This is a genomic window from Thermophilibacter provencensis (assembly GCF_030372065.1).
Taxonomy (GTDB): Bacteria; Actinomycetota; Coriobacteriia; order Coriobacteriales; family Atopobiaceae; genus Thermophilibacter; species Thermophilibacter provencensis_A.
The window spans coordinates 21,945-45,002 of sequence record NZ_JAUDEA010000002.1; the positions used below are offsets into that span (position 1 = coordinate 21,945).

Annotated in this window: 16 protein-coding genes and 1 tRNA gene; 2 read left to right on the forward strand and 15 right to left on the reverse strand. The window is 65.7% G+C overall.

The window, feature by feature from the left end:
* Nucleotides 1-8: 8 nt before the first annotated feature.
* Both QUW25_RS01690 and QUW25_RS01695 read right to left on the reverse strand, forming a co-directional pair.
* On the reverse strand, nt 9-833 hold the full coding sequence (locus QUW25_RS01690; RefSeq protein WP_289510507.1) for an ABC transporter permease: 825 nt from the start codon (nt 831-833) through the stop codon (nt 9-11).
* Between the two features lie 40 nt (nt 834-873).
* Nucleotides 874-1,254, reverse strand: a complete 381-nt coding sequence (locus QUW25_RS01695; RefSeq protein ID WP_289510508.1) for a hypothetical protein — start codon at nt 1,252-1,254, stop codon at nt 874-876.
* A 57-nt stretch (nt 1,255-1,311) separates the two neighbouring features.
* On the opposite strand from QUW25_RS01695, the gene QUW25_RS01700 reads away from it, so the two are divergent.
* Nucleotides 1,312-1,386 (forward strand) — tRNA-Asn (locus tag QUW25_RS01700).
* Nucleotides 1,387-1,716: 330 nt separating this feature from the next.
* Here QUW25_RS01700 and QUW25_RS01705 read toward each other — a convergent pair.
* The 11 genes from QUW25_RS01705 to QUW25_RS01755 form a co-directional block, all read right to left on the reverse strand.
* Complete coding sequence (locus QUW25_RS01705; RefSeq protein WP_289510509.1) at nt 1,717-2,136, reverse strand: hypothetical protein; 420 nt, start codon at nt 2,134-2,136, stop codon at nt 1,717-1,719.
* A complete protein-coding gene (gene rpoD / locus QUW25_RS01710) occupies nt 2,136-3,497 on the reverse strand; it encodes an RNA polymerase sigma factor RpoD (protein ID WP_289510510.1) in 1,362 nt (453 codons plus the stop codon). Before rpoD ends, QUW25_RS01705 begins: the two co-directional genes overlap by 1 nt.
* Before the next feature lie 44 nt (nt 3,498-3,541).
* Complete coding sequence (gene dnaG / locus QUW25_RS01715) at nt 3,542-5,479, reverse strand: DNA primase (protein WP_289510511.1); 1,938 nt, start codon at nt 5,477-5,479, stop codon at nt 3,542-3,544.
* Nucleotides 5,476-7,620 (reverse strand): tRNA pseudouridine(55) synthase TruB, encoded by a 2,145-nt coding sequence (truB, locus tag QUW25_RS01720; protein WP_289510512.1) that lies wholly within the window; start codon nt 7,618-7,620, stop codon nt 5,476-5,478. Before truB ends, dnaG begins: the two co-directional genes overlap by 4 nt.
* On the reverse strand, nt 7,617-8,639 hold the full coding sequence (locus QUW25_RS01725) for a DHH family phosphoesterase (protein ID WP_354003615.1): 1,023 nt from the start codon (nt 8,637-8,639) through the stop codon (nt 7,617-7,619). Before QUW25_RS01725 ends, truB begins: the two co-directional genes overlap by 4 nt.
* Before the next feature lie 11 nt (nt 8,640-8,650).
* The gene (rbfA, locus tag QUW25_RS01730) at nt 8,651-9,064 is read right to left on the reverse strand and encodes a 30S ribosome-binding factor RbfA (protein WP_289510513.1); all 414 of its coding nucleotides are present in this window, start codon (nt 9,062-9,064) and stop codon (nt 8,651-8,653) included.
* A gap of 47 nt (nt 9,065-9,111) precedes the next feature.
* Nucleotides 9,112-11,742 (reverse strand): translation initiation factor IF-2, encoded by a 2,631-nt coding sequence (infB, locus tag QUW25_RS01735; protein ID WP_289510514.1) that lies wholly within the window; start codon nt 11,740-11,742, stop codon nt 9,112-9,114.
* Nucleotides 11,743-11,799: 57 nt separating this feature from the next.
* Nucleotides 11,800-13,041, reverse strand: coding sequence for a transcription termination factor NusA (gene nusA, locus QUW25_RS01740; protein WP_289510515.1), 1,242 nt, complete (start codon nt 13,039-13,041; stop codon nt 11,800-11,802).
* A 15-nt stretch (nt 13,042-13,056) separates the two neighbouring features.
* Nucleotides 13,057-13,548, reverse strand: a complete 492-nt coding sequence (gene rimP, locus QUW25_RS01745; protein WP_289510516.1) for a ribosome maturation factor RimP — start codon at nt 13,546-13,548, stop codon at nt 13,057-13,059.
* Between the two features lie 687 nt (nt 13,549-14,235).
* Nucleotides 14,236-16,797, reverse strand: coding sequence for a leucine--tRNA ligase (gene leuS / locus QUW25_RS01750; RefSeq protein ID WP_289510517.1), 2,562 nt, complete (start codon nt 16,795-16,797; stop codon nt 14,236-14,238).
* Nucleotides 16,798-17,031: 234 nt separating this feature from the next.
* On the reverse strand, nt 17,032-18,543 hold the full coding sequence (locus QUW25_RS01755; RefSeq protein WP_289510518.1) for an IMP dehydrogenase: 1,512 nt from the start codon (nt 18,541-18,543) through the stop codon (nt 17,032-17,034).
* A 177-nt stretch (nt 18,544-18,720) separates the two neighbouring features.
* On the opposite strand from QUW25_RS01755, the gene QUW25_RS01760 reads away from it, so the two are divergent.
* Nucleotides 18,721-19,548 carry a helix-turn-helix transcriptional regulator gene (locus QUW25_RS01760; RefSeq protein ID WP_289510519.1) on the forward strand — a complete coding sequence of 276 codons (828 nt, stop codon included), beginning with the start codon at nt 18,721-18,723 and terminating at the stop codon, nt 19,546-19,548.
* A gap of 106 nt (nt 19,549-19,654) precedes the next feature.
* Here the strand turns inward: QUW25_RS01760 and QUW25_RS01765 are convergent, their stop codons facing one another.
* Nucleotides 19,655-21,250 (reverse strand): ATP-binding cassette domain-containing protein, encoded by a 1,596-nt coding sequence (locus QUW25_RS01765; protein ID WP_289510520.1) that lies wholly within the window; start codon nt 21,248-21,250, stop codon nt 19,655-19,657.
* 74 nt (nt 21,251-21,324) lie between these two features.
* Complete coding sequence (locus QUW25_RS01770) at nt 21,325-22,935, reverse strand: ATP-binding cassette domain-containing protein (protein WP_289510521.1); 1,611 nt, start codon at nt 22,933-22,935, stop codon at nt 21,325-21,327.
* Nucleotides 22,936-23,058: the final 123 nt, after the last annotated feature.

Below are 23,058 nucleotides of genomic sequence, written 5' to 3' on the forward strand. Positions count from 1 at the left end.
GGAACCGCCTAGATGTAGAGGATGAACTTGTGCTCGGTCTTGCGGAAGACGAGATAGCCCGCAAGAAGCGCCACGAGCGCCCAGACAATCGAGAGGATGATGACCGTGGAGCCGGGGCTCGCCTGGTAGACGATGGCGCAGCGCATCATGTCGATGTAGTTGTACATGGGGTTGGCCTTCACCACGGCAATGACGTACCAAGGGGCGTTTGACGCCGTGAGCAGGGAGAGATCCCAGAAGATGGGCGTGAGGTAGGTCCACGCGGTGAGAAGGACGCTCCAAAGGTGGATCATGTCGCGGAAGAACACGGCGAGCGCGCCGATGAGCAGGCTCACGCCCATGCAGAAGACCATGAGCAGCAGCAGCGCGGGAATCATCCAGATGATGTGCCAGGTGGGCACAACGCGGAAGAACAGCATGACAATGACGACCGCGATGAGCGAGAACGCAAAGTTGAAGGCCGCCGAGAAGACCTTCTGCACCGGGAACACCCAGCGGTCCACCCTCACCTTCTTGAGCAGCGGGGCGGCGTCGATGATGGAGCGCAGGCCGGTGCTCGTTGCCTCGTTCATGAGCGAGAAGGTGATGTTGCCCACGATGAGGTAGAGCGGGTAGTTCTCTACGTTGGACCCGCGCAGGAAGTACGAGAAGACAAAGCTCATGATGATCATCATGAGGAGCGGGTTGAGGACGCTCCAGACAACACCAAGGATGGAGCGACGGTAACGAAGCTTGAAGTCCTTCGTCACGAGCTGAAGAAGGATGAAGCGATCCTTGGCAAGGTTGCCCGTCACATGCGTGACCTTATCGTTTATCTCGGCTCTGTGGCTCAAGGAACCTCCTCGTGTGCGCCCCACACCAACGTTGCACATGCTAGCACAGCGCCTGCGCGCTCATAGAAAAGGCAGAGGCCTGCGTGCGGCGCGCCCGATTCTTGCCCCAAATAAGAAGTTTTGCGTTTTGGAGACCTTGCGCGTCGTCGGAGCATCCCCCACCGTGGTGTTTTGGCCGATTGTGGGGCAAAGATTTGATATCGGGCGACAAGAGCGGTGCCCCCTCTTCTTTCACGGCAGCACGGGGATTGACGTTTTCCCAGTTGAAGAGATTGCGACAAGGACGAAAAGAACCGCCTGCACGCATTTCTCGCCCCAACGCATCAAATCTTTTGCCCAAAAGTGACGAGGATGCTTTTGTCTCGTTGACGCGCACGATAATAAGCGTCCCAACAACAATCCGCCCTTTAGAGAAAAACAAAATTCCCCCTTGCGCGACTGACGCACTTCTGTATACTTACTTCTTGCGCGAACACATTCCCCGGTGGCGCAGTGGTAGCGCAGCTGACTGTTAATCAGCGTGTCGTAGGTTCGAATCCTACCCGGGGAGCCAGAGACCTCAGGCCGGAGACTTGCTCTCCGGCCTTTTTCATATGCATTTTTCCAATTAATCGAATGACTGGCACAGCTACAGGCTGTTCTCGGTACGAGTGGTACAGCGGCCGATATTTCTCGGCAATCCATTTTGAAGTACGGTACAGGGAGCCGATTTAATAGTCGTATCACGCCGAAGCCGGTACAGACTCCGAGTTTTCTCGGCACGCACTTCAGTGATCGGTACAACACCGCGGTTTTCTCGGCACGTGATCTGTATGAACGAGAAACACAAAGCGGCCCCGCACGAGCATTCGCACGGGGCCGCAAGGGTGCACCATTGGAAAGACTACCCGAGGACTTCCTCGTTAGCTTTGACGGCATACAGGTACGCGAAGATGCCAACGCAGGCGATGGCGAGCTCGGTCCAAGAGATCTGACCGGTGGTGAGACTCATGAGGAACTCGATGAACGCCACCAGGATGAGAGCCATGTCGAGCTTCTTGAAGCCGCCAACGTGGCGGGGGTTGTTCGCCGAGCGCGCGCCCATCACGCCAACGATGAGGCAGTAGACGCCAACGATAATCGCCACGATGCCGAGCACCTCGGAGGCGATGACGCCGTCGGTCATGTCTCCGGCCACCTCAAGGCGCAGACCAGCGGCAAGCGGAGAGGCGGCAATCAGGAAGGCACCACCAATCAGGTGCAGCAGCGCAAAGATCATGATCGCAAACGAGAAGTACTTGAGCTTCCTCTGGTTATCAGACATCAGTCCTCCATATAATCTTTCAAACGACCGGAGCGGCTCGGGTGACGCAGCTTGGCGAGGGTCTTGCTCTCGATCTGGCGGATGCGCTCGCGCGTGACGCCAAACTCGCGACCGACCTCCTCGAGGGTGCGCGGGTGACCGTCCTCAAGGCCAAAGCGGAACTTGATGACCTTGCGCTCGCGGTCGGCGAGGCTATCGAGCACCTGGTCGAGCTGCTCGCGGAGCATGGAGTCGGACGCGGCCTCGGGCGGCGCCACGGCCGAGGAGTCCTCGATGAAGTCGCCGAGCTGGGAGTCCTCCTCCTCACCGATGGGCGTCTCCAGGGAGACGGGCTCCTGGCTGATCTTCTGGATCTCACGCACACGATCGGGGCTCATGCCCATCTCGGCGCCGATCTCCTCGGGAGTGGGGTCGCGTCCGAGATCCTGGAGCAGCTGGCGCTGCACGCGGATGAGCTTGTTGATCGTCTCGACCATGTGGACCGGGATGCGGATGGTGCGCGCCTGGTCGGCGATGGCGCGCGTGATGGCCTGGCGAATCCACCACGTGGCGTAGGTGGAGAACTTGAAGCCCTTGGTGTAGTCGAACTTCTCCACGGCACGGATGAGGCCGAGGTTGCCCTCCTGGATGAGGTCGAGGAAGAGCATGCCGCGCCCAACGTAGCGCTTGGCAATGGAGACCACGAGGCGCAGGTTCGCGGAGATGAGCTGCTGCTTGGCGTCAAGGCCCACCTGCTCGATGCGCATGAGGCGGCGCTGCTCGGCACGGGTGAGCTCGAGGGTGCCGTCCTCGGCGGCCTCGAGCTTCTCGGTGGCCTCGGTGCCCGCCTCGATCTTCATGGCGAGGTTGACCTCCTCGGAGGCCGTGAGCAGGTCGACCTTGCCGATCTCCTTGAGGTACATTCGCACCGGATCGCCGGTGAGCATGGCCGTGGACGTGTCCGCCCTGCGGGCACGAGCGCGAGAGGAGCGCTTGGGCTTGGAGACGCGCGCCTTGGGAACGGAGCGCAGGGCCTCCTTGACCGCCTTGGCCTCTGCCGCGCTCTCGGACTGTCCCTCCTCGTCCTCATCGAAGTCGTCGGTGACAACGTCATCGTCGTCATCGTAGTCGTCATCGTCTGAGGAGTCCCCCTCGATGGCAAACTCGGGAGCAGCCTCCTCGTTGGATGAGCTCACCTCAACGCCGCGAGAGCGCAGGGCGTCATAGAGGTCGGAGAGCTCGTCTGAGTCGACGTCAATGTCTCGAATGGCGAGCTGGATGTCATCCTCGGTAACGCTCGAGCCGGCGCCCGAGAGCTCCTCGACAACCTTGGAGAGCTCTTCAGAGAGCTTGACGTCGGAATTCGTCTTCTTAGCAGCCACGTAGGTCCTTTCGACATACAAACTTTCAGGATTATACCCAAAATCTACTCGTCAGTTACCGCTGAAAGCTTTCTCGTGAGCGCGTTCACACGACGCTGAAGCTCCGCTGCCTCGCCAAAAAGCCGCTCGGAGTCTTCGTCGGATGGTGCCGAGGAGCGCAGTGCGGCGCGAATCTGGCGGATGCGTCGCTTGCATGAGCAGAGCTCGGCAGTGTCAACGATGAGGTCGAGCTTCTCGGAGTCAGAGAGCTCGGGCTCCGCCATCACGCGTCCGCCAGAGAGGATGCGCGGCGCGTCCGGTACAACCGATACGGCGGCGGCCACAACGTCAGCGGGCGCGGACCCCTCGGGCGTGGAGAGCATGGCCCACGCCATCGCCTCGTGACGCCCATCCGCCCAGGAGAGCTCGGCGATGCGGTCGGCATAGGCGCGCAGCGCATCGGGCCGCGACGCGAGGGCACACAGGAGCTCGCGCTCGGCAGCCACCTGCATTCTGTCGTCAGAGGAGAGCGGGACCTGCGAGAAGGGCGAGGGCGCCTCAACCATGACGGGCGCTCCCCCCTCGTCCAGCGCCTCAGCGGAAACGTAGTCGTAGGCATCGAGCGGGACCTCGTCATCCCCGGGACGCGATGAGGGTGCAGGTGCGTCCGTGCGGCGCGCGTCCCTTCTCGGTCGCTCCTCGTCAAGCTCGCGCACCGGTGCCTCACGGATGGCGCGCTTGGTCTCCCCCACGTCCATTCCCAGCGTGTCGGCCAGACGCGTGGCGTACTCGTCGAGAAGGACCGAGTGCTTGAGAGGCGCCAGCAAAGACGCCATGTCCTCAAGGGCGCGCACGCGTCGTCCCGGTGCCGAGAGGTCATGCCCGGCGAGGCGCTTCTCGAAGACAAAGTCCATGAGGGGGCGTGCAGAGTCAAGGATGGGGTGCAGCGCGTCGGCGCCGTGGTCGGCGAGAAACTCCATCGGGTCCTGGTTGTTGGGCAGGACCACGCAGAGCAGGGCAGCCGAGGTCTTGTCGATGTAGCGCACGGCGCGCTCCGCCGCGCGCTGGCCGGCGGCGTCACCGTCGAACATGCAGATGATCTTGCTCACGCGCTGGCGCTCCATGAGGCGCACGTGGTCAAGACGGAAGGCCGTGCCGAGCGCCGCCACCGTGTTGGTGAAGCCCGCCTCGTGCATGGCGATGACGTCAGTGTAGCCCTCGCAGACGATGGCCACGCCGGTCGCCGCCATGGACTCCTTGGCCTTGTCGTAGGCAAAGAGGTGCTTGCCCTTGTTGAACGCGGGCGTGTCGCGCGTGTTCACGTACTTGGCAACGTTGTCGCGCTTGGGACCCAGGATGCGCCCACCAAACGCGATGGTGCGGCCGAGCTCGTCGTGAATGGGAAACATCACACGGTCAAAGAAGCGGTCCGAGAGCCTCCCCGAGCGCTCCATGGCAAGGTCGGCGGAGACGAGCTCGGCGGAGGTGAAGCCCTTCGAGCGCAGCTGGGCGACGAGCTGACCGTGCCCCGGGGCAAAGCCGAGCCCCCAGCGTCTGCAGACGTCCGAGCCTAAACCGCGACCGGAAAGGTAGCGGCGCGCGGCATCGGGCCCCTCGCCACGCCCGCGCATGAGCATCATGTGGTAGTAGGACTCGGCCTCCCCCAGCGCCTCCATGAGACGGGTCTTCTTGGGCCCGCGGCTGCCCCCGCGCTCCTCGGTGAGCTCGATGCCCGCACGGTCCGCAAGGTAGCGAATCGCGTCCGGGAACTCCAGGTTCTCGCGCCGCTGCACGTAGGAGAAGACGTCGCCGCCCTCACCGCAGCCAAAGCAGTGCCAGAGCCCCGTCGAGGGGTTCACCTTGAATGAGGGGGTCTTCTCGCCGTGGAATGGGCAGCACCCCCAAAAGTCCTGGCCACGCTGCCGCAGCTCGACCGTCTCGGAAACGAGCTGCACAAAGTCCGTCGCCTGGCGGACCTTCTCCTTGTCCTCCTCAGAGATCATCCGCACCTCCCGGAAAGCTCGATGCCCTTCTCGCCCAGCGTCTTGCGTACCCATTCAACGTTGGAGAGAACCACGCGCTCCAGCTCCTCCACAGAGCCAAACGTCCGCGGCTCCCTCAGCCAGCGCACAAAGACCACACGGACGACACGGCCGTAGAGGTCGCCCTCAAATCCCAACAGCGTGGCCTCAAGGAACTGCTCCCCCTCCTCATGTGGCGAGAAGGTCCGGGGCTTACCCACGTTTATTGCCGCGGGATAGGCGACCTCACCCACGTGATCGGTGCCAAGACCGTTGCCCACAACGACAAAGCCCGCGTAGACGCCCTCGGCGGGAAGGCACGCGCCCGGAGCCACGCACACGTTGGCCGTGGGAAAGCCAAAGCCCGTGCCCTCGCCGCGCCCGCGCTCGACCTCGCCCTCAACAAGGTGACAGCGGCCGAGAAGGACGGACGCCTCCTCAACGCTCCCCTGCCTGATGAGGCCACGAATGCGCGTCGCGGTGATGGGCTCGCCGCCCTCGCGGGAGAGCTCCACGCCGATGACGTCAAAACCGTCCGTCTCGCCAAGCTCGCTCAGGGCAGAGACGGTGCCCTCGCCGCGCGCGCCCAGGCAGAAGTCCTCGCCCACCACAATGGCGCGCACGTCAAGAAGGCTGCCAAGGCACGTGCGGACAAAGTCCTCGTAGGGCACGGAGGCCAGCTCGGGCGTGAACGAGAAGACGAGAAGCGCGTCGGCCCCCGTGTCGATGAGGGCATATTCGCGGTCATCTGCGGAGAGCAGGTCATCGGGAGCATCCTCTGGGGAGAGGACGCGCGCGGGGTCGGGCGAGAAGGTCACGACGGCAAGGCGGCAGCCCCGGTGGTCGGCCTCGGCGCGTGCGCGGGAGAGAAGTGCGCGATGACCGCGGTGCAGGCCGTCAAAGGCACCGATGGCGCAGACAAAGCGACGGTCCCCGCCGAGCGCGGCCTTCTCGGAGAAGAGCGGGTCCTTGACCGTATTGCCCCGCTCGTCGACAGCGGCAGTGAAGAATGGATCGCAGTAGGGAACGTCGAGCACGCACTCGACGGAGCCCTCGAGCAGGCGCATGCCAAAGCCGCCACGAAGCGCGCGGCCCGCGGGAACTGAGGCTCGCACGAGCGCGCGGATGCCGCGGGCGTCGAGCGGCGACTCGGGAGCGAGCGAGCGGACGTCGACGGGCTCGCGCACCCCCTCGATGGCCTGGGGGAAGTTGTTCTCGCAAATGAGGGATCGTCCCTCACGTCGCCAGATGCCGGCAAGCCCCCCACCTAAGGTGAGCGCCACGCGCTCCCCAGGGTTTGGCACGCGAGACACGCAGTCGTAACGAACCTCTCCAAGCGAGATCCTGCGCCCGTTCATGACGTCAACGACCTCGTCGAGACCAAGGGCGCGCTCGGGGAGCCCGAGGACGCGGACGGGATCGAGGCAGCGCTCGTGAACGAGCTCGGCGCCGCGGGCCTCAAGCTCGTCGAGCGTCACGCAGTCAGCGAGCGTCACAGGCCCAGAGAAGGTGCGCCTGAGCGACGACACGTGCGCGTAGCACCCAAGCTTGCGACCAAGGTCGCGCGCGAGGCTGCGCACGTAGGTGCCCTTGGAGACGTCAAGCGAGAGCTCCCAGCTCTTGGCCTCGGCGTCCACGGAGAGAAGACGCGCGTCAAAGACACGGACGCGCCGCGCAGCCAGCTCGAGCTCCTCCCCTGCCCGCGCGGCGTCGTAGGCGCGGCGGCCGTTGACGGAGACAGCCGAGAAGGCCGGGGGCACCTGGTCCTGCTCGCCCCTCATCTCGGCTACCTCAAACTTGGCGCTCCCAAGATCAAGCAGCTCGTCCGACACCGGGGCCGTACGCGTGACCTCGCCCTCGGCGTCGTCCGTTGTGGTCTCCGCACCCAACTGGAAGGTGGCATCGTAGCCCTTACGGTCGAGCGTGAGCAGGCCCAGGAGCTTGGTCGCCTGACCAATGCCCACCACGAGCACGCCCGTGGCCGCCGGGTCAAGCGTACCAGCGTGCCCCACGCGCTTCTCGCCCACCGCGCGGCGCACGCGCGAGACAACGTCGTGGCTCGTCATGCCGACGGGCTTGTCGATGGCTATGAGCGCCGAGAAGGCACTGGGCTTACGGCTCAACGAGCGGCCTCCTCCTGCGCGTAGAGCGCCCTGAGCTTGGGAAGCACGACGGAGAGCGCCTGGTCGATGTCACCCTCGACGGTGAAGCCGGCGGCAGCGGGGTGACCGCCACCGCCCATCTCGCGGGCAACGACGGAGATGTCTCGGTCGGACTTGGCGCGCAGGTTTCCGCGCACCTTGCCCCCGGGGACCTCCTTGAGAAAGAGCGCGATTTCAGATCCGTCAACGCGGCGCACCAGGTCAACGAGGCCGTCACACTCAGCAACGGGAACGCCGGTGGCGGCAAAGTCAGCGGAGGTGGCGTAGCTGTAGGCAATCTTTCCCTGCTCAAAGGTGGTGATGCGGCCCATGACCGTCGCCGAGAGGTGGAGATAGCCCAGGCGGTCGCTCTGGTAGACGTTGAGCGCCACCTCGGAGGGCGAGGCGCCGGCGTCCACGAGGGCACTCGCCACGCGGAAGGCCTCGCCGTTGGCGTTTTGATACTGGAAGCGCCCGGTGTCCGTCATGAGCGCGCAGAGAAGGTTCTGCGCCATGGTCTGCGTGAGGGACCCGGCAAGGTGAAGCGCGTACTCGGCCACGATGACGCCAGCCGCCGCAGCCTCGGGGCGAACGATGCCGGCATCCCAGAAGCGCTCGTTAGAGGGATGGTGGTCAATGACGGCGGAGTGCGCGGAGCGCTCGAGAACCGCCTCGGCGTCGGCAAGGCGGCTCGGCTGCGAGAGGTCCACGCAGAAGAAGAGGTCGGGCGCGCCCTCGTAGTCGCGGGCGCGAACAAGGCGGTCCGCGCCCGGCAAAAACTGGTAGATGCGAGGGACCACGTCGTCGTCGGCGAGAAGCCCGACGACCTCCTTCTCGGGCCAACGGGACGCTATGAGCTCGACCAGGGCGAGCTCGGAGCCGAGGGCGTCTCCGTCGGGCGAGGTGTGCGCGCAAACGGCAACGCCGCGCGCGCCCTCAAGAAGATGGGTGATCTCGTCAAAGCTTGCGCTCTGACCGTCGTGGTCAAGGCCACACAGCACGGCTGTCTCCCCTACTCCTCGTTGGGTGCGGAATCCGTGGGGGCGGGCTCAACGGGATAGCCAAACTCGTCCTTCTCCACGGCGAGCGTGGGCGGCACGTCCCCAAGGGCGCGGCTGATGCGCTCGGCCTCGTCGGTGGTGGTGTCGATGCGGAAGTCGAGCTCCGGGGTGACGCGCCAGCCGAGCGAGCGGCCAAGAAGCGAGCGAATGCGGCCCTTCGCGCGCCCGAGCGCGGCGGTGACCTCGTCATAGCGATCGGCGTCGCAGCTCACATAGGCGCGCAGGTAGGACTTGTCCACGGAGACCTCAACGCCGGTGATGGTCAGGAGCGCGAGGTCGGGGTCGGAGACCTCAAAGAGCAGGATGTTTGCGAGCTTGACGCGCGCCTGCTCGTTGGTTCTTCTCGAGTGCTGATTCTGCTTCATAGTGTGCTCCAAGGGAGGGCGGGGCCCAGGAGCCCCGCCCAAGGTGTCTACTCGGTGCGTGCGACCTGCTCGATGCGGTAGCCCTCGATCTGATCGCCGGGCTTGACGTCCTGGAAGTTCTCCAGGCCAATGCCGCACTCGAAGCCGGCCTTGACGCTCTTGACGTCGTCCTTGTAGCGGCGCAGCGAGGCGATCTTGCCGTCGTAGACGACGATGCCGTCGCGCACGAGGCGAACCTGGTCGTCGCGGGAGATCTCGCCCTCCTGAATCATGCAGCCGGCGGCGATGCCGACCTTGGGGACCTTGAAGGTGTCGCGAACCTCGGCAACGCCGGTCTGGACCTCGACCTCGGTGGGCTTGAGCATGCCGATGCGCGCGGCGTCGATGTCCTCGATGGCCTTGTAGATGACGCTGTAGGTGCGGATCTCCACGCCGTCGCGCTCCGCGGCGCTCTTGGCCTTGGCCTCGGGGCGCACGCCAAAGCCGATGATGATGGCGTTGGAGGCGTCGGCGAGGATGACGTCGGTCTCGGTGATGGCACCGACGGCGGAGTGGATCGTGTTGATGCGGACCTCGGACTGGTCCATCTTGTCGAGAGAGTCCTGGAGCGCCTCGATGGAGCCTTGGACGTCCGCCTTGATGATGAGGTTGAGCTCCTTGACCTCGGCGTCGGCCATCGTGTCGAAGAGGTTCTCGAGCGTGACGTGCTTCACGCGGTTCTGCTCCTCGATGCGGGCCTTGAGGGCGCGTTCGTCCGCGAGCTGGCGGGCATCGCGCTCGTCGTGGAAGACGCGGAACTCGTCGCCGGCCATGGGCACGCTCTGAAGGCCGAGGATCTCCACGGCGTCGGAGGGGCCGGCCTCGGTGACGGCGTTGCCCTTGGGGTCGAGCATCGCGCGGACGCGGCCGTAGGACATGCCCGCCACGAGGGCGTCGCCAATGCGCAGGGTGCCGCGCGTGACGAGGACGGTCGCAACCGAGCCGCGGCCGCGGTCGAGCTTGGCCTCGAGCACGTTGCCGGAGGCAAAGGTGTCGGGGTTGGCCTTGAGCTCAAGGACGTCAGCCTGGAGAAGGACGGTCTCGAGCAGGTCGTCGATTCCGATCTTCTGCTTGGCGGAGATGTTGACGAACATGTTCTGTCCGCCCCACTCCTCCGGAATGATGCCGTACTCGGTGAGCTCCTGGCGGACCTTGTCGGGGTTGGCGCCGGGCTTGTCGATCTTGTTGACGGCAACGATGATGGGCACGCCGGCGGCCTTGGCGTGGTTGATGGACTCGATGGTCTGCGGCATGACGCCGTCGTCGGCCGCGACGATGAGGATGACGATGTCGGTCACCTTGGCGCCACGGGCACGCATGGCCGTGAAGGTCTCGTGTCCGGGGGTGTCGATGAAGGTGATGATACGGTCGTTGATGGTGACCTGCGAGGCGCCGATGGCCTGGGTGATGCCGCCGGCCTCGCCCGCGGCAACGCCCGTGTGACGGATGGCGTCGAGAAGCGACGTCTTGCCGTGGTCGACGTGACCCATGACGGTGACCACGGGCGGACGAGGCTTGAGGTCCGCGGGGTCGTCGTAGAAGGTGAAGGAGTTCTCCTCCTCCTTGGTCATGACCTTGACGTCACGGCCGAGGTCGTCAGCCACGAGCTCGATGAGCTCGTCGGACATGGACTCGGTGAGCGTGAGCGGGGTGCCCAGGAGGAAGAGTCGCTTGATGATGTCGTTGGCGGGGACGCCGAGAAGCTCGGCGAGCTCGCCCACGGTGGAGCCCTGCGGGACCTTCACGGTGTCGAGCTGCGAGAGGTCCTGGTCGTTGGCGAGCGCCTCCTCGATGCGCTGCTCCATCGCGGCCTCGGCGGCCTGCTTCTGGCGGCGCTCCTTGCGGCGCTTGCGGCGACCGGTGGACTCGCGGGACGCCTCCTCGACGGCCACGCGTGCCTCTTCGAGAACGCGGCTGCGGTTATAGGCCTCCGCCTCACGGGCCATGCGGCTGTAACGGTCCTCGCCGCCGTCCTCGCCGCGACGACCCTTCTTGCCACGGCGACGACCGCCGGCATCCCCGCTCGGCGCCGCGGAGGCGTCGGCGGCAGCCTGAGCGGGCGCGCCGTGGCGAACCCCGCCGCGCGGGCCATCGGCGTGACGGGAGGGACGGTTCCTCTCCGCAGCCTTCTTCTGGGAGGACTCCTCCGCCTGCTTCTTGAGGATCTCCTCCTGCTGCGCGATCTGGTCGAGCAGCGAGGTGAACGAGGGCACGCTCTTGGGAGCGTTGTCGCGCACGCGGTTGCGCTCGGCCTCCTCCTTGGCGAGGCGCTCGGCCTCGGCCTTCTCGGCCTCACGCGCCTTGCGCTCCGCCTCGGCGGCGGCGCGACGGCGCTCCTCCTCGGCGCGCTCGCGCTCGCGGCGCTCCTCGGCGGCGATGCGCTCGGCCTCGGCCTTCTCGGCGGCGATGCGGGCCTCCTCGGCCTTGGCCTCTTCCTCGGCGCGCTTTGCGGCCTCGATCTCAGCCGCGCGGGCCTCGAGAATGGGCTTGAGCTTCTTGCGCACCATGGAGACGTAGGCGTCCTCGAGAGTAGAGGACGCGGACTTGGCGGGAATCTTCATGTCCTGGAGGTGCTCGAGCATCTCCTTGCTGGACATCCCGTACTCTTTAGCGAGGTCATGTACGCGAGTCTTTGCCATGTGACCTACCTTCCAGGAAAACGGGCGCGTGCCCGGGACTGATCGTTCTGGCGCCCCTTAGATGAGGGAGTCGGGGTCGGAGCTGACCTCCACGTCTGCCATCTGCTCGTGAACGCCGCAGAAGCGCGAGCCGGGACGGGCCATGTTGCGGCACTGAATGCCGTTGGCGCCCACGTACTCGCAGCGGTGCTCGCCCTCCTCGACGGTCTCCTCCTCGACGGTAGCGCGCGGGAGGTCACGCAGGATGCCCGCGGCGAGGGACTCGTTCTTGATGTCAATGTGAAGGCCCGTGAGGCGTGCGGCGAGGCGGGCGTTCTGGCCCTCCTTGCCAATGGCGAGCGAGAGCTGGTCGTCGGGAACGATGACCGTGGCGTAGCCTGTCTCGGGGTCAATGATGACGCGGGAGACGCGAGCCGGGGAGAGCGCGGATGCCACGCACTTGGCGGGATCGTCGCTCCAGAGGACCACGTCGACGCGCTCGCCGCGAAGCTCGGAGACGACGGTGCGCACGCGGCTGCCCTTGGGGCCAACGCAGGCGCCCACGGGATCCAGGCGGTCGTCGTTGGAGGAGACGGCCACCTTGGAGCGGATGCCGGGCTCGCGGGCAACGCTGCGAACCTCGACGATGCCGTCATAGACCTCGGGAACCTCAAGCTCAAAGAGGCGACGGAGCAGGTCCGGGTGGGTGCGGGAGACCACGATGGGCGGACGCTGACGCTCGCCGCGGACCACGGGCTGTGTGGAGTTGGGGTCGCGCACGTCGATGATGATGGCCTTGATGCGCTGGTTGTGGCCGTAGCGCTCGCCGGCGGGGCGCTCGTTGCGCTCCTCGGGGTAGCGGCGCTGGTCAAAGTGCGGGAGTTCGGCCTCCACGCCCTCGCGGATCTTGATGATCGTGAAGTCGGGCGTGGTCTGGAGCACCGTGCCGGTGATGATGTCACCGATGCGCTGCGAGAACTCCTCGTAGATCTGCTGGCGGGCGGCATTGCGCACGATGGCGCGAATCTCGGCCTTGGCGTGCTGCGCGGCGATGCGGCTCGTGTCGGGGGGCGTGACGTCAACCTCGTCAAACTCGGAGTACTCGCCGGTCTCCGGGTCCTCCTCGCCCTTGGGGACGAGCTCGTAGACGTAGACGCGGCCCGTGGTGCGGTCGATGGTCACGCGCGCGCCAAAGGGCAGGTGCAGGACGTCGGCATAGCTCTTGGCGAGCGACTGCTCAAGACGCTCGATGAGGTAGAGCTGGTCGATGTGCTTCTCCTGGCACAGAAGCTCGAGGGCTTCCATCATCTCAGATGCCATGGTTTTTATCGCTCCTTACTTCTTTGTGCCCGCGTCGTTGAAGTCGGGCTTGATCGTGCACTTCCTGATATCGTCGAGGGCAAGCTCAACGCGCTCGCCATCGCACTCAAGGGCCACCGTGGACCCCTCAATACCCAAGAGGACGCCCGTGTAGCGGCGCCTTCCCTCACCCGGGACAAGGCTGGCGGAGACCGTCTCGCCCGCAAAGCGCTCAAAGTCATGCGGCTTGCGGAGCGGGCGCGCCATGCCCGGGGACGAGACCTCAAGCGTGAAGCTCGAGGGAATGGGATCGAGCTCGTCCAGAGCGGCGGAGATCCACTCGGTCTCGGCCGTCACCTCGTCGAGCGAGATCGTGGGCAGAGACTCGTCCGCATGGTCAATGCGGACGCGGACGCACGGGGCCTTTGTCGCGCCAACGACCTCGACGTCAACGACGTCAATGCCGCGCTCCGCACCCCGGGGCTCCAGGGCGTCAATGATGGTCTGCTCAAGACCTGCCTTGGGCATGCTTCCTCCTCACCTGCATACAGAAAGGAAGCGGGGCGAGAAGATCCACCCCACTTCCTACGATTACAACTTCGAATACGCTGCTAGTCTACGGTGTTTCTCGGTTTGCGTCAACCGCCCCTCCACGATAACCCCACAAGACGCACCCATCGGAGGCGAATATCTGTTGCGCGGCACCCCTCGTGTCACGCACGCCCAGTGTCCCCTGGTGCTCAAAACCGGATATGAGCAATCGGCGCGCTCAAATCCCCTCTTTGAGCGCAAGCACCTCAGTGAGAGGTCCTTCTCGCCAACGAGAGCCCAGCTAGCGAGAAGGACGATTGAAGTTGAGCTTCAAAATCCCAGCCCCTACAACGCCACCTGCACTCAAATCCCTGTTTTGAGCAACGCGTTTGCTCAAAACTAGATTTGTGCTCAAACGCCCACCCAGAACCGGATCTGGGTGCAAGACTGACCCAGAACGGGGATTTGCACACGAAAGGAAAGCCCAAATCTGGTTTTGGATGCTGCGTTGTACACAGATCTAGTTATGTGTACGGGCGAGCGCCCAGATCTGGTTCTGGGTGCTCGATAGCCACCATGAGCAAAGACCGACACAACGCAAACGGCACCGACATTCCGGCGAGAAGTTCCGCAAAGCGCACTTCTCGCGGGAAGGTCGGTGCCGCCCAACCCGTACGTATGGCTTTAGATGGCCACTATGTTGACCAGGCGGCCCTTGATGACGATGACCTTCTTGATCTCCTTGCCGGCGAGCTGCTCGGCAACCGCGACCTTGGCGGCCTCGGCGACCTCGTCGTCGGTGGCGTCGGCGGCAACCGTCACGCGGCCGCGAACCTTGCCCTTGATCTGGACGGCAATCTCGACCTCGTCGGCCTTGGCGGCCGCGGCGTCAAACTCGGGCCAGGCGGCGTTGTAGACGGAGCCCTCCTGGGCGAGTGCCTTGTGCCAGAGCTCCTCGGCCCAGTGCGGGCAGATCGGGGCGAGCATGGTCACGATCGCGTGCGCCACGGCAAAGCAGAGCGCCGGGTCGCGCTGCTCGAGCGTCACGTCGTTCACGTACTTGGACGCGGCGTTGGTGATCTCCATGACGGCGGAGATGGCGGTGTTGAACTGACCGCGGTCGAAGTCGGTGGTGCACTTGATGCCCATGCCGTTGAGCGTGCGCCAGAGCTCCTTGCCCGCCGCGTCGAGGGTGCCCGCGCCCACGGTGCCGGCGGCGGCGCCCTGGCTGAGCAGCCAGACGACGCGCCACGCGCGCTTGATGAAGCGGTTGGCGCCGGCGACGGCCTCCTCGTCCCAGTTGAAGTCCTTCTCGGGCGGGGCAATGAAGAGGATGGCCAGGCGCATGGTGTCTGCACCGTACGGCTCGATCACCGAGGACGGCGGCACGACGTTGCCCTTGGACTTGGACATGGTGTCACCGTTGGCGTCCTTGACCATGCCCTGGCAGAGGAGGTTCTCAAAGGGCTCGTCGATGCCGATCATGCCGAGGTCGCGCAGGACCTTGGTGAAGAAGCGGCTGTAGAGCAGGTGCAGGATGGCGTGCTCGATGCCGCCGATGTAGTTGTCCACCGGCATCCAGCGGTCCACGGCCTCGCGCGAGAAGGGCAGCTCCTCGTTGTGCGGGTCGCAGTAGCGCAGGTAGTACCAGCTGGAGCACGTGAAGGTGTCCATGGTGTCGGTGATGCGCTTGGCGGGCTTGCCGCACTTGGGGCACGTGGTCTCGTAGAACGGCGCGTAGGCGGCGAGCGTCTCGCCGGCGCCGAGGTCGAGCGTGTCCGGCAGCGTGACGGGCAGGTCCTCGTAGGGCACCGGAACGTCACCGCAGTCGTCGCAGTGGATCATCGGGATGGGGTTGCCCCAGTAGCGCTGGCGGCTGATGAGCCAGTCGCGCAGGCGGAACTGCACCGTCTTGCGGCCGAGGCCCTGCTGCCCAAGCCACTCGATGATGGCGTCCACGGCCTCGGAGTGCTTGCCGCCCTTCATGCCGGTGAAGCGGCCGGACTGCACGAGGTAGCCCTCGGCCTCCATCGCGTGGTCCCAGTCGACGGAGGTGACGACGAGCTCGCGCTGGTCCTTGAGCTGCTCGTAGAGCGGGTCGTCCTTCTCGCAGATGATCGGGGCAATCTCGAGGCCGTACTTCTTGGCGAAGTCGAAGTCGCGCTGGTCGCCGCAGGGAACGCCCATGACGGCGCCGGTGCCGTAGTCCATGAGGACGTAGTCGGCGACCCAGATGGGCGCCGGGCGGCCGTTCACGGGGTTGATCACGTAGCGGCCCGTGAAGACGCCGTGCTTCTCGCGCTCCGAGCCCTGGCGGTCGACCGAGGAGACCTTCTCTGCGGCGGCCTTGAGCTCGAGGAAGGCGGCCTCGTGCTCCGTGCCGGCAACGAGCTCCGCGGCAAGCGGGCTCTCGGGCGGCAGCAGGAAGAAGCTCACGCCAAAGAGCGTGTCCGGGCGCGTGGTGAAGACGGTGATCTTGGTGTCGGTGGGCGTCACGCCATCGACGTCCGCCAGCGTGAAGTCGATCTCGGCGCCCTCGGAGCGACCGATCCAGTTGGCCTGCATCGCGCGGACGCGCTCGGGCCACTTGCCCTCGAGCTTCTTGAGGTCATCGAGGAGCTCCTGGGCGTAGTCGGTGATCTTGAAGTACCACTGGGAGAGGGCGCGCTTCTCGGGCACGGAGCCGCAGCGCCAGCACTTGCCGTCCACGACCTGCTCGTTGGCGAGGACCGTCTGGCAGCCGGGGCACCAGTTCACCGGCGAGTTGTCGCGGTAGACGAGGCCCTTCTCCCACATCTTGAGGAAGATCCACTGGCCCCACTTGTAGTACTCGGGGTCGCAGGTGTTGAACATGCGGTCGTAGTCATAGGAGAAGCCCATGCGGCGCATGGTCTTGGTGGCCTGCGCGATGTTCTGGTGGGTCCAGACGCTCGCCTGCGTGTTGTGCTTGATGGCGGCGTTCTCGGCGGGCAGGCCAAAGGCGTCGTAGCCCATCGGGTGCAGCACGTCGAAGCCGCGCATGCGGGCCTGACGGGCCATGGCGTCGCCGATGGTGTAGTTGCGCGCGTGGCCCATGTGCAGGTCGCCCGAGGGGTACGGGAACATCTCGAGCACGTACTTCTTGGGCTTCTCGGGGCTCTCCTCGGTCTTGTAGAGCTCCTCGGCGTCCCAGGCCGCCTGCCAGCGGGTCTCGATCTCCTCGGCGTCGTAGGCCGGGACCTCAAAGTTCTTCTCGGCGTCGCTCATCTGCGTGACTCCTTTGTGTGCGATGGTCAACCGCTTGATTGTAGCAGCACCTCGGCTCAGGCGGTCGAACGTTCCTCCGAGAAGTGCGCTACGCGAAACTTCTCTACGGAACGTCCGACCGCCGTGATGAAGTTCAAGAAACGAAAGGCCTCCCGGATGTCTCGTAGAGAAGTTCCGCGTAGCGCACTTCTCGAAGAGACATCCGGGAGGCCGGCAGGTCCAGGTTCTTCTCGCCTAGCGATAGCTCACGCTGTGCTGGGAGTCCTTGACCACAACGTCGTGCGCGCCGCCCTCGACGATGGAGGTGGACGAGACGAGCGTCAGGCGCGCCTTCTCCTGCAGCTCCTTGATGGTCTTGGCGCCGCAGTTGCACATCGTGGACTTGATCTTGTAGATCGTCTGACCCACGCCCTCCTTGAGGGAGCCGGCGTAGGGCACGTAGGAGTCGACGCCCTCAACGAAGCCCAGCTTGGAGGCGCCGCCCTGGTCGTAGCGCTGCCAGTTGCGGGCGCGCGCGGAGCCCTCGCCCCAGTACTCCTTCATGTACTGGCCGTTCACGTTCACGCGCTCGGTGGGGCTCTCGTCAAAGCGGGCGAAGTAGCGGCCGAGCATCATGAAGTCGGCACCCATGGCCAGCGCGAGCGTCATGTGGTAGTCGTAGACGATGCCGCCGTCGGAGCACACGGGCACGTAGACGCCGGTCTCCTCGTAGTACTTGTCGCGCGCGCGGCAGACGTCGATGACCGCCGAGGCTTGGCCGCGGCCGATGCCCTTGGTCTCGCGCGTGATGCAGATGGAGCCGCCGCCGATGCCCACCTTCACGAAGTCGGCGCCGCAGTCGGCAAGGAAGCGGAAGCCGTCGCCGTCGACAACGTTGCCCGCGCCGATCTTGACGGAGTCGCCGTAGTTGGCGCGGACCCACTCGATCGTGCGCTTCTGCCACTCGGAGAAGCCCTCGGAGGAGTCGATGCACAGCACGTCGGCGCCCGCCTCCACGAGCAGCGGCACGCGCTCGGCGTAGTCGCGCGTGTTGATGCCCGCGCCCACCATGTAACGCTTATTGGCGTCGAGCAGCTCGTTGGGGTTGGACTTGTGCTGGTCATAGTCCTTGCGGAAGACGATGCCCATGAGGTGGTCGTTCTCGTCCACGACGGGCAGGGCGTTGAGCTTGTTGTCCCAGATGACGTCGTTGGCCTTCTTGAGGGTGATGTCCTTGTCACCCACGATGAGCTTCTCGCGCGGCGTCATGAACTCGCGGACCTTCTTCTGGTGGTCGTCACGACTGGGACGGTAGTCGCGGCTGGTCACGATGCCGAGGAGCTTGCCACGGGAGGAGCCGTCGTCAGTGACGGGCATGGTGGAGTGGCCGGTGCGAGCCTTGAGCTCCATGACCTGCTCCATCGTCATGTCCGGCGTGAGCGTGGAGTCGGACTCCACGAAGCCGGCCTTGTGGTCCTTGACGGCCTTGACCATGGCGGCCTCGGACTCGGGCGTCTGGTTGCCATAGATGAAGGCGAGGCCGCCCTCGATGGCGAGCGCCACGCCCATGTCAACGCCCGAGACGGACTGCATGATGGCCGAGACCATGGGAATGTTGAGGCTGAGCGCCGGCTCCTCGCCGCGACGGAACTTCACGAGCGGCGTCTTGAGCGAGACGTTGGCGGGAATGTTCTCCGCCGAGGAGTATCCGGGAACGAGCAGGTACTCGGAAAAGGTGTGGGACTCCCCCTCGAAGAACGTTGCCATGCGCTGGCTCCTCTCCCCGCCCGCGGCGGTTGGTTGGTTGAGTTCACCTCATTGTAACATCCGCTCACGGGTTTTTCAGGGGCCGTTTGCCGAGAAGTGCCAGCTCACGAGAAGGACATGCGAAGGGTGGTCGCAGGAGGCGAGCGCCGTATACTCGAAGCATCGAGAGGGGGCCTCATGGAAAGTGCGCGCGTGGCCGCGGCGGTGCGGCAAATCATGGACGAGACGGCAAGTCGGGCGACACGGGCGGGGCGCAACGTCCTCATGCTGGCGTGGTTCGAGGACGAGATGGGCGCGCTGCCGCGCAACCCCGGCGACTACGACATCATCTCGATGACGGCGCCGCTTGGCGGGCTTTGCGGAGACGCGTCGTGCCCGGACGCGGACCGCACGGTTTTTCTCGCCCTGTACTTCATGACCGATCGTTTTGTTCAAAGTCTCATGCCCATCGCGGACGAGGACTCACCGCTCTTTCACATGCTCACGACCACCGCTGCAAAGCGCCACCCCGTGCGCCGCGTCAGCACGCCCGACCCCAACAAGGAGCTCATGATCGACCTCTTTGCCGCCGCGGCGGTGGCCTACGTGGAGCGCCACGACGGCTGGGAGCAGCTGGTGGAGGCGCTCGGCGTCGCCATCATTGCCTTGGTCTCCCCTGTCATCCCCGAAGAGGCGCCGAAGGGTGCAGACGAGGTGCTCGCTGTTATCCTGCAGGAAATCTCCGCGCACCCGGAGTCCGTGAGCCTCTCTGCGCTGGCGCGGCGCTACTCATACAGCACCACGTACCTCTCCGAGCTCATCCATGAGCACTGCGGCATGACGTTCACCCAGCTCGTGGCCGAGCAGCGCATGGATCGAGCGGCAATGCTGCTGCGCGCGACGAATCTGCCGGTGCGCGAGGTGGCTAGGCAGGTGGGCTACTCGGGGACAAGCAACTTTTACCGCACTTTTAGAGCCCGTTTTGGGTGCGGTCCCGCCGAGTACCGAGCAGGTGCCAAAAAATAACGGACATTGGTTTCCTAAAAATGGCTCGCAGAGAAGCGTTTTCCCAGTTGAGCAACTTTTTTAAGGAAAACAATGTCCGTTATTTTTACGCCGTCCCGACCAGACATCACTTGACGCGGGACAGGCGGCCGTCGCGGACCTCGTAGATGCGGTCGGCCGCCGCGTCAAGCTCGCCCGAGTGCATGATCGCCACGACGGTCTTGCGGCCGCGCAGGCCGGCGAGGTGGTCGCACAGGCGCGCCCGCACCCCGGCGTCGAGGTTCGCGAGCGGCTCGTCGAGAAGGACCACGGGCTCGGGGCGCGAGAGCGCGCGGAGGAGCCCCAGCTTCTGACGCTCGCCGAGGGAAAGGTTGAGCGGCTGGTCCGTGATGGCGCGCTCGGTCAGGTCGCCCAGGTCGAGTACGCGGGCCGCCTCCGGGTCCGCCGCGGCGCCGAGGAGATTGTAGGCGAGATTTCCGGGAAACACGGGAACGGGATAGGTGAGGTAGGCCGCATGGAGCGCCTCCAGCGAAAGCGCGGCCTGCCCGTCGAGGTCGGCTGGGTCTGAGAGCCCGCGCAGGAAGTCCAGCAGGCGGGACTTGCCCGAGCCGTTGGCGCCCTTCACCACCACGAGCTCGCCGGGGCGCACCTCGAACTCCCCCGCCCAGAGGCGCTTGCCGTCCTCGTCGCGCGCGGGCGTCGCCCAGAGCGTTCCGTCGACACGCGCCGCGGGGTCACCGGAGCCCATTGTCGAGAGCGCCTCGAAGCCGGAGGGCTCCGCCGCAGCCGCGGCAACCTCACGCAGGCGCTCGACGTGCGGAATGTTTCCACGAACCTGCGCCACGCGCTGCGCGATAGCAGTAAGCGGCGCCTGAACGAGCTGCGCAAGCGAGTACGCCACGAGCACCTGGCCCACGCCTGCCGCACCCAACACGCAACGCCACGCGGCAACGCCCATCATCGCCGCCGCGAGCGCGCAGGAGAGCAGCGCCGGGAGGTTGGAGATGAGCAGCTCGAGGAAGCGATAGCGAGTCACGGTGCACAGAAACGCCTCGGAGCGGTCGCGATAGCGCGCCGAGAAGTACCCCTCGGCGCCGGCCGCGTTGACGGCGCGCTTGTTCTCAACGATGCGCTTGGACTCGCCGAGCCAGGCGTCCTGCACGGGGAGGATGTCGCGCTCGAGCTCGGCGAGCGAGCGCGTGGGAAGCCGCAGCGCGAGCCAGAGGACGGGCGCGTAGACGACGATAAGCGCCGCCATCAGCGGGTCGATCAGCGCCGTGATGGCCACGGTCCCCACCAGCGCCAGCACCGCCCCCGGGATGCGCACGCTGGCCCCGGCGTAGAGCAGCGTGCCGTAGGTGTCGGTCGAGTTCATGAGGACGTTCACGAAGTGGCCCTTCTCACGGCGCGCGAAGGCGCGCTGCGGGGCCGCGAGGATGTTCCTAGCGCAGGCCACGGCGCTATCGAGGAAGCGGCGCACCCCCAGCCACGTGGGCACCCACTCGCCAAGGAGAACCGTCGCGGCAACGGACGCCACTGCGAGGACGAGGGCGAGGGAGAGCGGCGTCCCGACGCCCGGTGCCCCGCTCGCAAGCACGTCGACGACGCGCCCAACGACGATGCTCGTCGCTGCGGCGAGCAGCGTGGACGCCGCGACGCCCACGGAGCGAGCGACATTGCGAATGCTTATGTCCACAATCGGGTATGTGCTCTTCTTAATCATGATTCCACCAATCTGGCGCGCTCGCGCCTTAGGGATGACTCCAGCCGGAACCTGTAAATGGGGACCGCCCACAATTAACAGACGCGGGACAGGCGGCCGTCGCGGACCTCGTAGATGCGGTCGGCCGCCGCGTCAAGCTCGCCCGAGTGCATGATCGCCACGACGGTCTTGCGGCCGCGCAGGCCGGCGAGGTGGTCGCACAGGCGCGCCCGCACCCCGGCGTCGAGGTTCGCGAGCGGCTCGTCGAGAAGGACCACGGGCTCGGGGCGCGAGAGCGCGCGGAGGAGCCCCAGCTTCTGACGCTCGCCGAGGGAAAGGTTGAGCGGCTGGTCCGTGATGGCGCGCTCGGTCAGGTCGCCCAGGTCGAGTACGCGGGCCGCCTCCGGGTCCGCCTCCCGGCCCAGCAGGTTCTCCGCGAGCGAGCCTGTTACCACGGGCACCGGGTACGTGAGGTAAGCTGCGTCAAGCGCCTCCGGCGCGAGCACGGCCTCGCCGTCGAGGTCAGCGAGGTCGGATAGCCCGCGCACGAGGTCGAGCAGGCGGGACTTTCCCGTTCCGTTGGCGCCCTTCACCACCACGAGCTCGCCGGGGCGCACCTCGAACTCCCCCGCCCAGAGCCGCTTGCCGTCCTCCCCGCGCGCGGGCGTCGCCCAGAGGGTTCCCTCCACGCGCGCCACCAGGTCCTTCTCGCCCGTCGAGAGCGCCTCGAAGCCGGAAGGCTCCCCGGCCTCACCGGCGTGCTCGCGCAGCAGAACGACGTTCGGACGGCTGGCAACATAGAAGCTCACGAACGAGCAGATGCCTGCCATGGGGGTCTGTAGCAGCGAGAAGAGCTGCCACGCCGCGACGACCGACCCGAGGCTCACCTGTCCCGCCGACCAGAGCGCCACGCACACGGCGAGCACCGCGACTTGAAGTGCCGGCGAGATGGCGGCAGGAAGCGTCGCCTGCACGGTGTCAGCGAGGCGATGCCGGCGGAGGAACGCGCGATACTCGTTCGTGCTCCCCTCAAAACGCTGCAGGTAGAACTCCTCGGCGGCGCCGGCGTTAGCCGCGCGCTTCTCCTCCACGAGGCGACGGACTTCCTCCTGCCAGGCCTCACTCGCGGGCATCATCTCCATGAGCAGGCGCCCGGCGGAGTGCATGGGGCCCCAGTTGACCGCAAAGTACACGGCCAGGCCACAGAGAAAGACGAGCACGAGCAGGACGTCGATCGCCGTGGCGCAGCCCAGCAGCGCCACGACCGCGATCGCGTACCCCACCGCGTTCACGTTCAGGTAGACCGCCATGGCACCGTAACCAAACGCCGCAGCGTTCACCACGTTCAGGAAGTGGCCGGCGTCGTGGCGCTCAAAGGCGCGCTGCGGCATGGCGAGCAGCTGGTCGATCGCCCCGTCGGAGGCCTCCACCTCCGCGCGGAGGTTGGCCTTGAGCGGGAGCCAGTCATCGAGGGCGAACTTCGCGAGCGCGGCCGCGAGCGACACGCCGAGAAACGTCGTCAGACGCGCCACAATCTCACCGAGCGTGAGCCCGCCCGATGCAAGCCCGTCCACGATCGCGCCCAGCAGGTACGCCGCGCCCGCCGAGAGCACGGTCCCAGAAGCCACGCCGAGTGCCAGCATAAGGTTGTGCACGCTCGGCCTAAAGAGCGGGTATGCCTTCCCGCCTGAGGTTCTTCTTGTCATGTTCTTCTCCTTCCACGATGCTGGAACCATCGTAGAGACGAGAAGTACGCCGCAGGTCAGAACAGCGCCACGTCCGAAACCGCGTCACTCAGCACCCGAAAAATCGGCGCACCCCCACAGCAG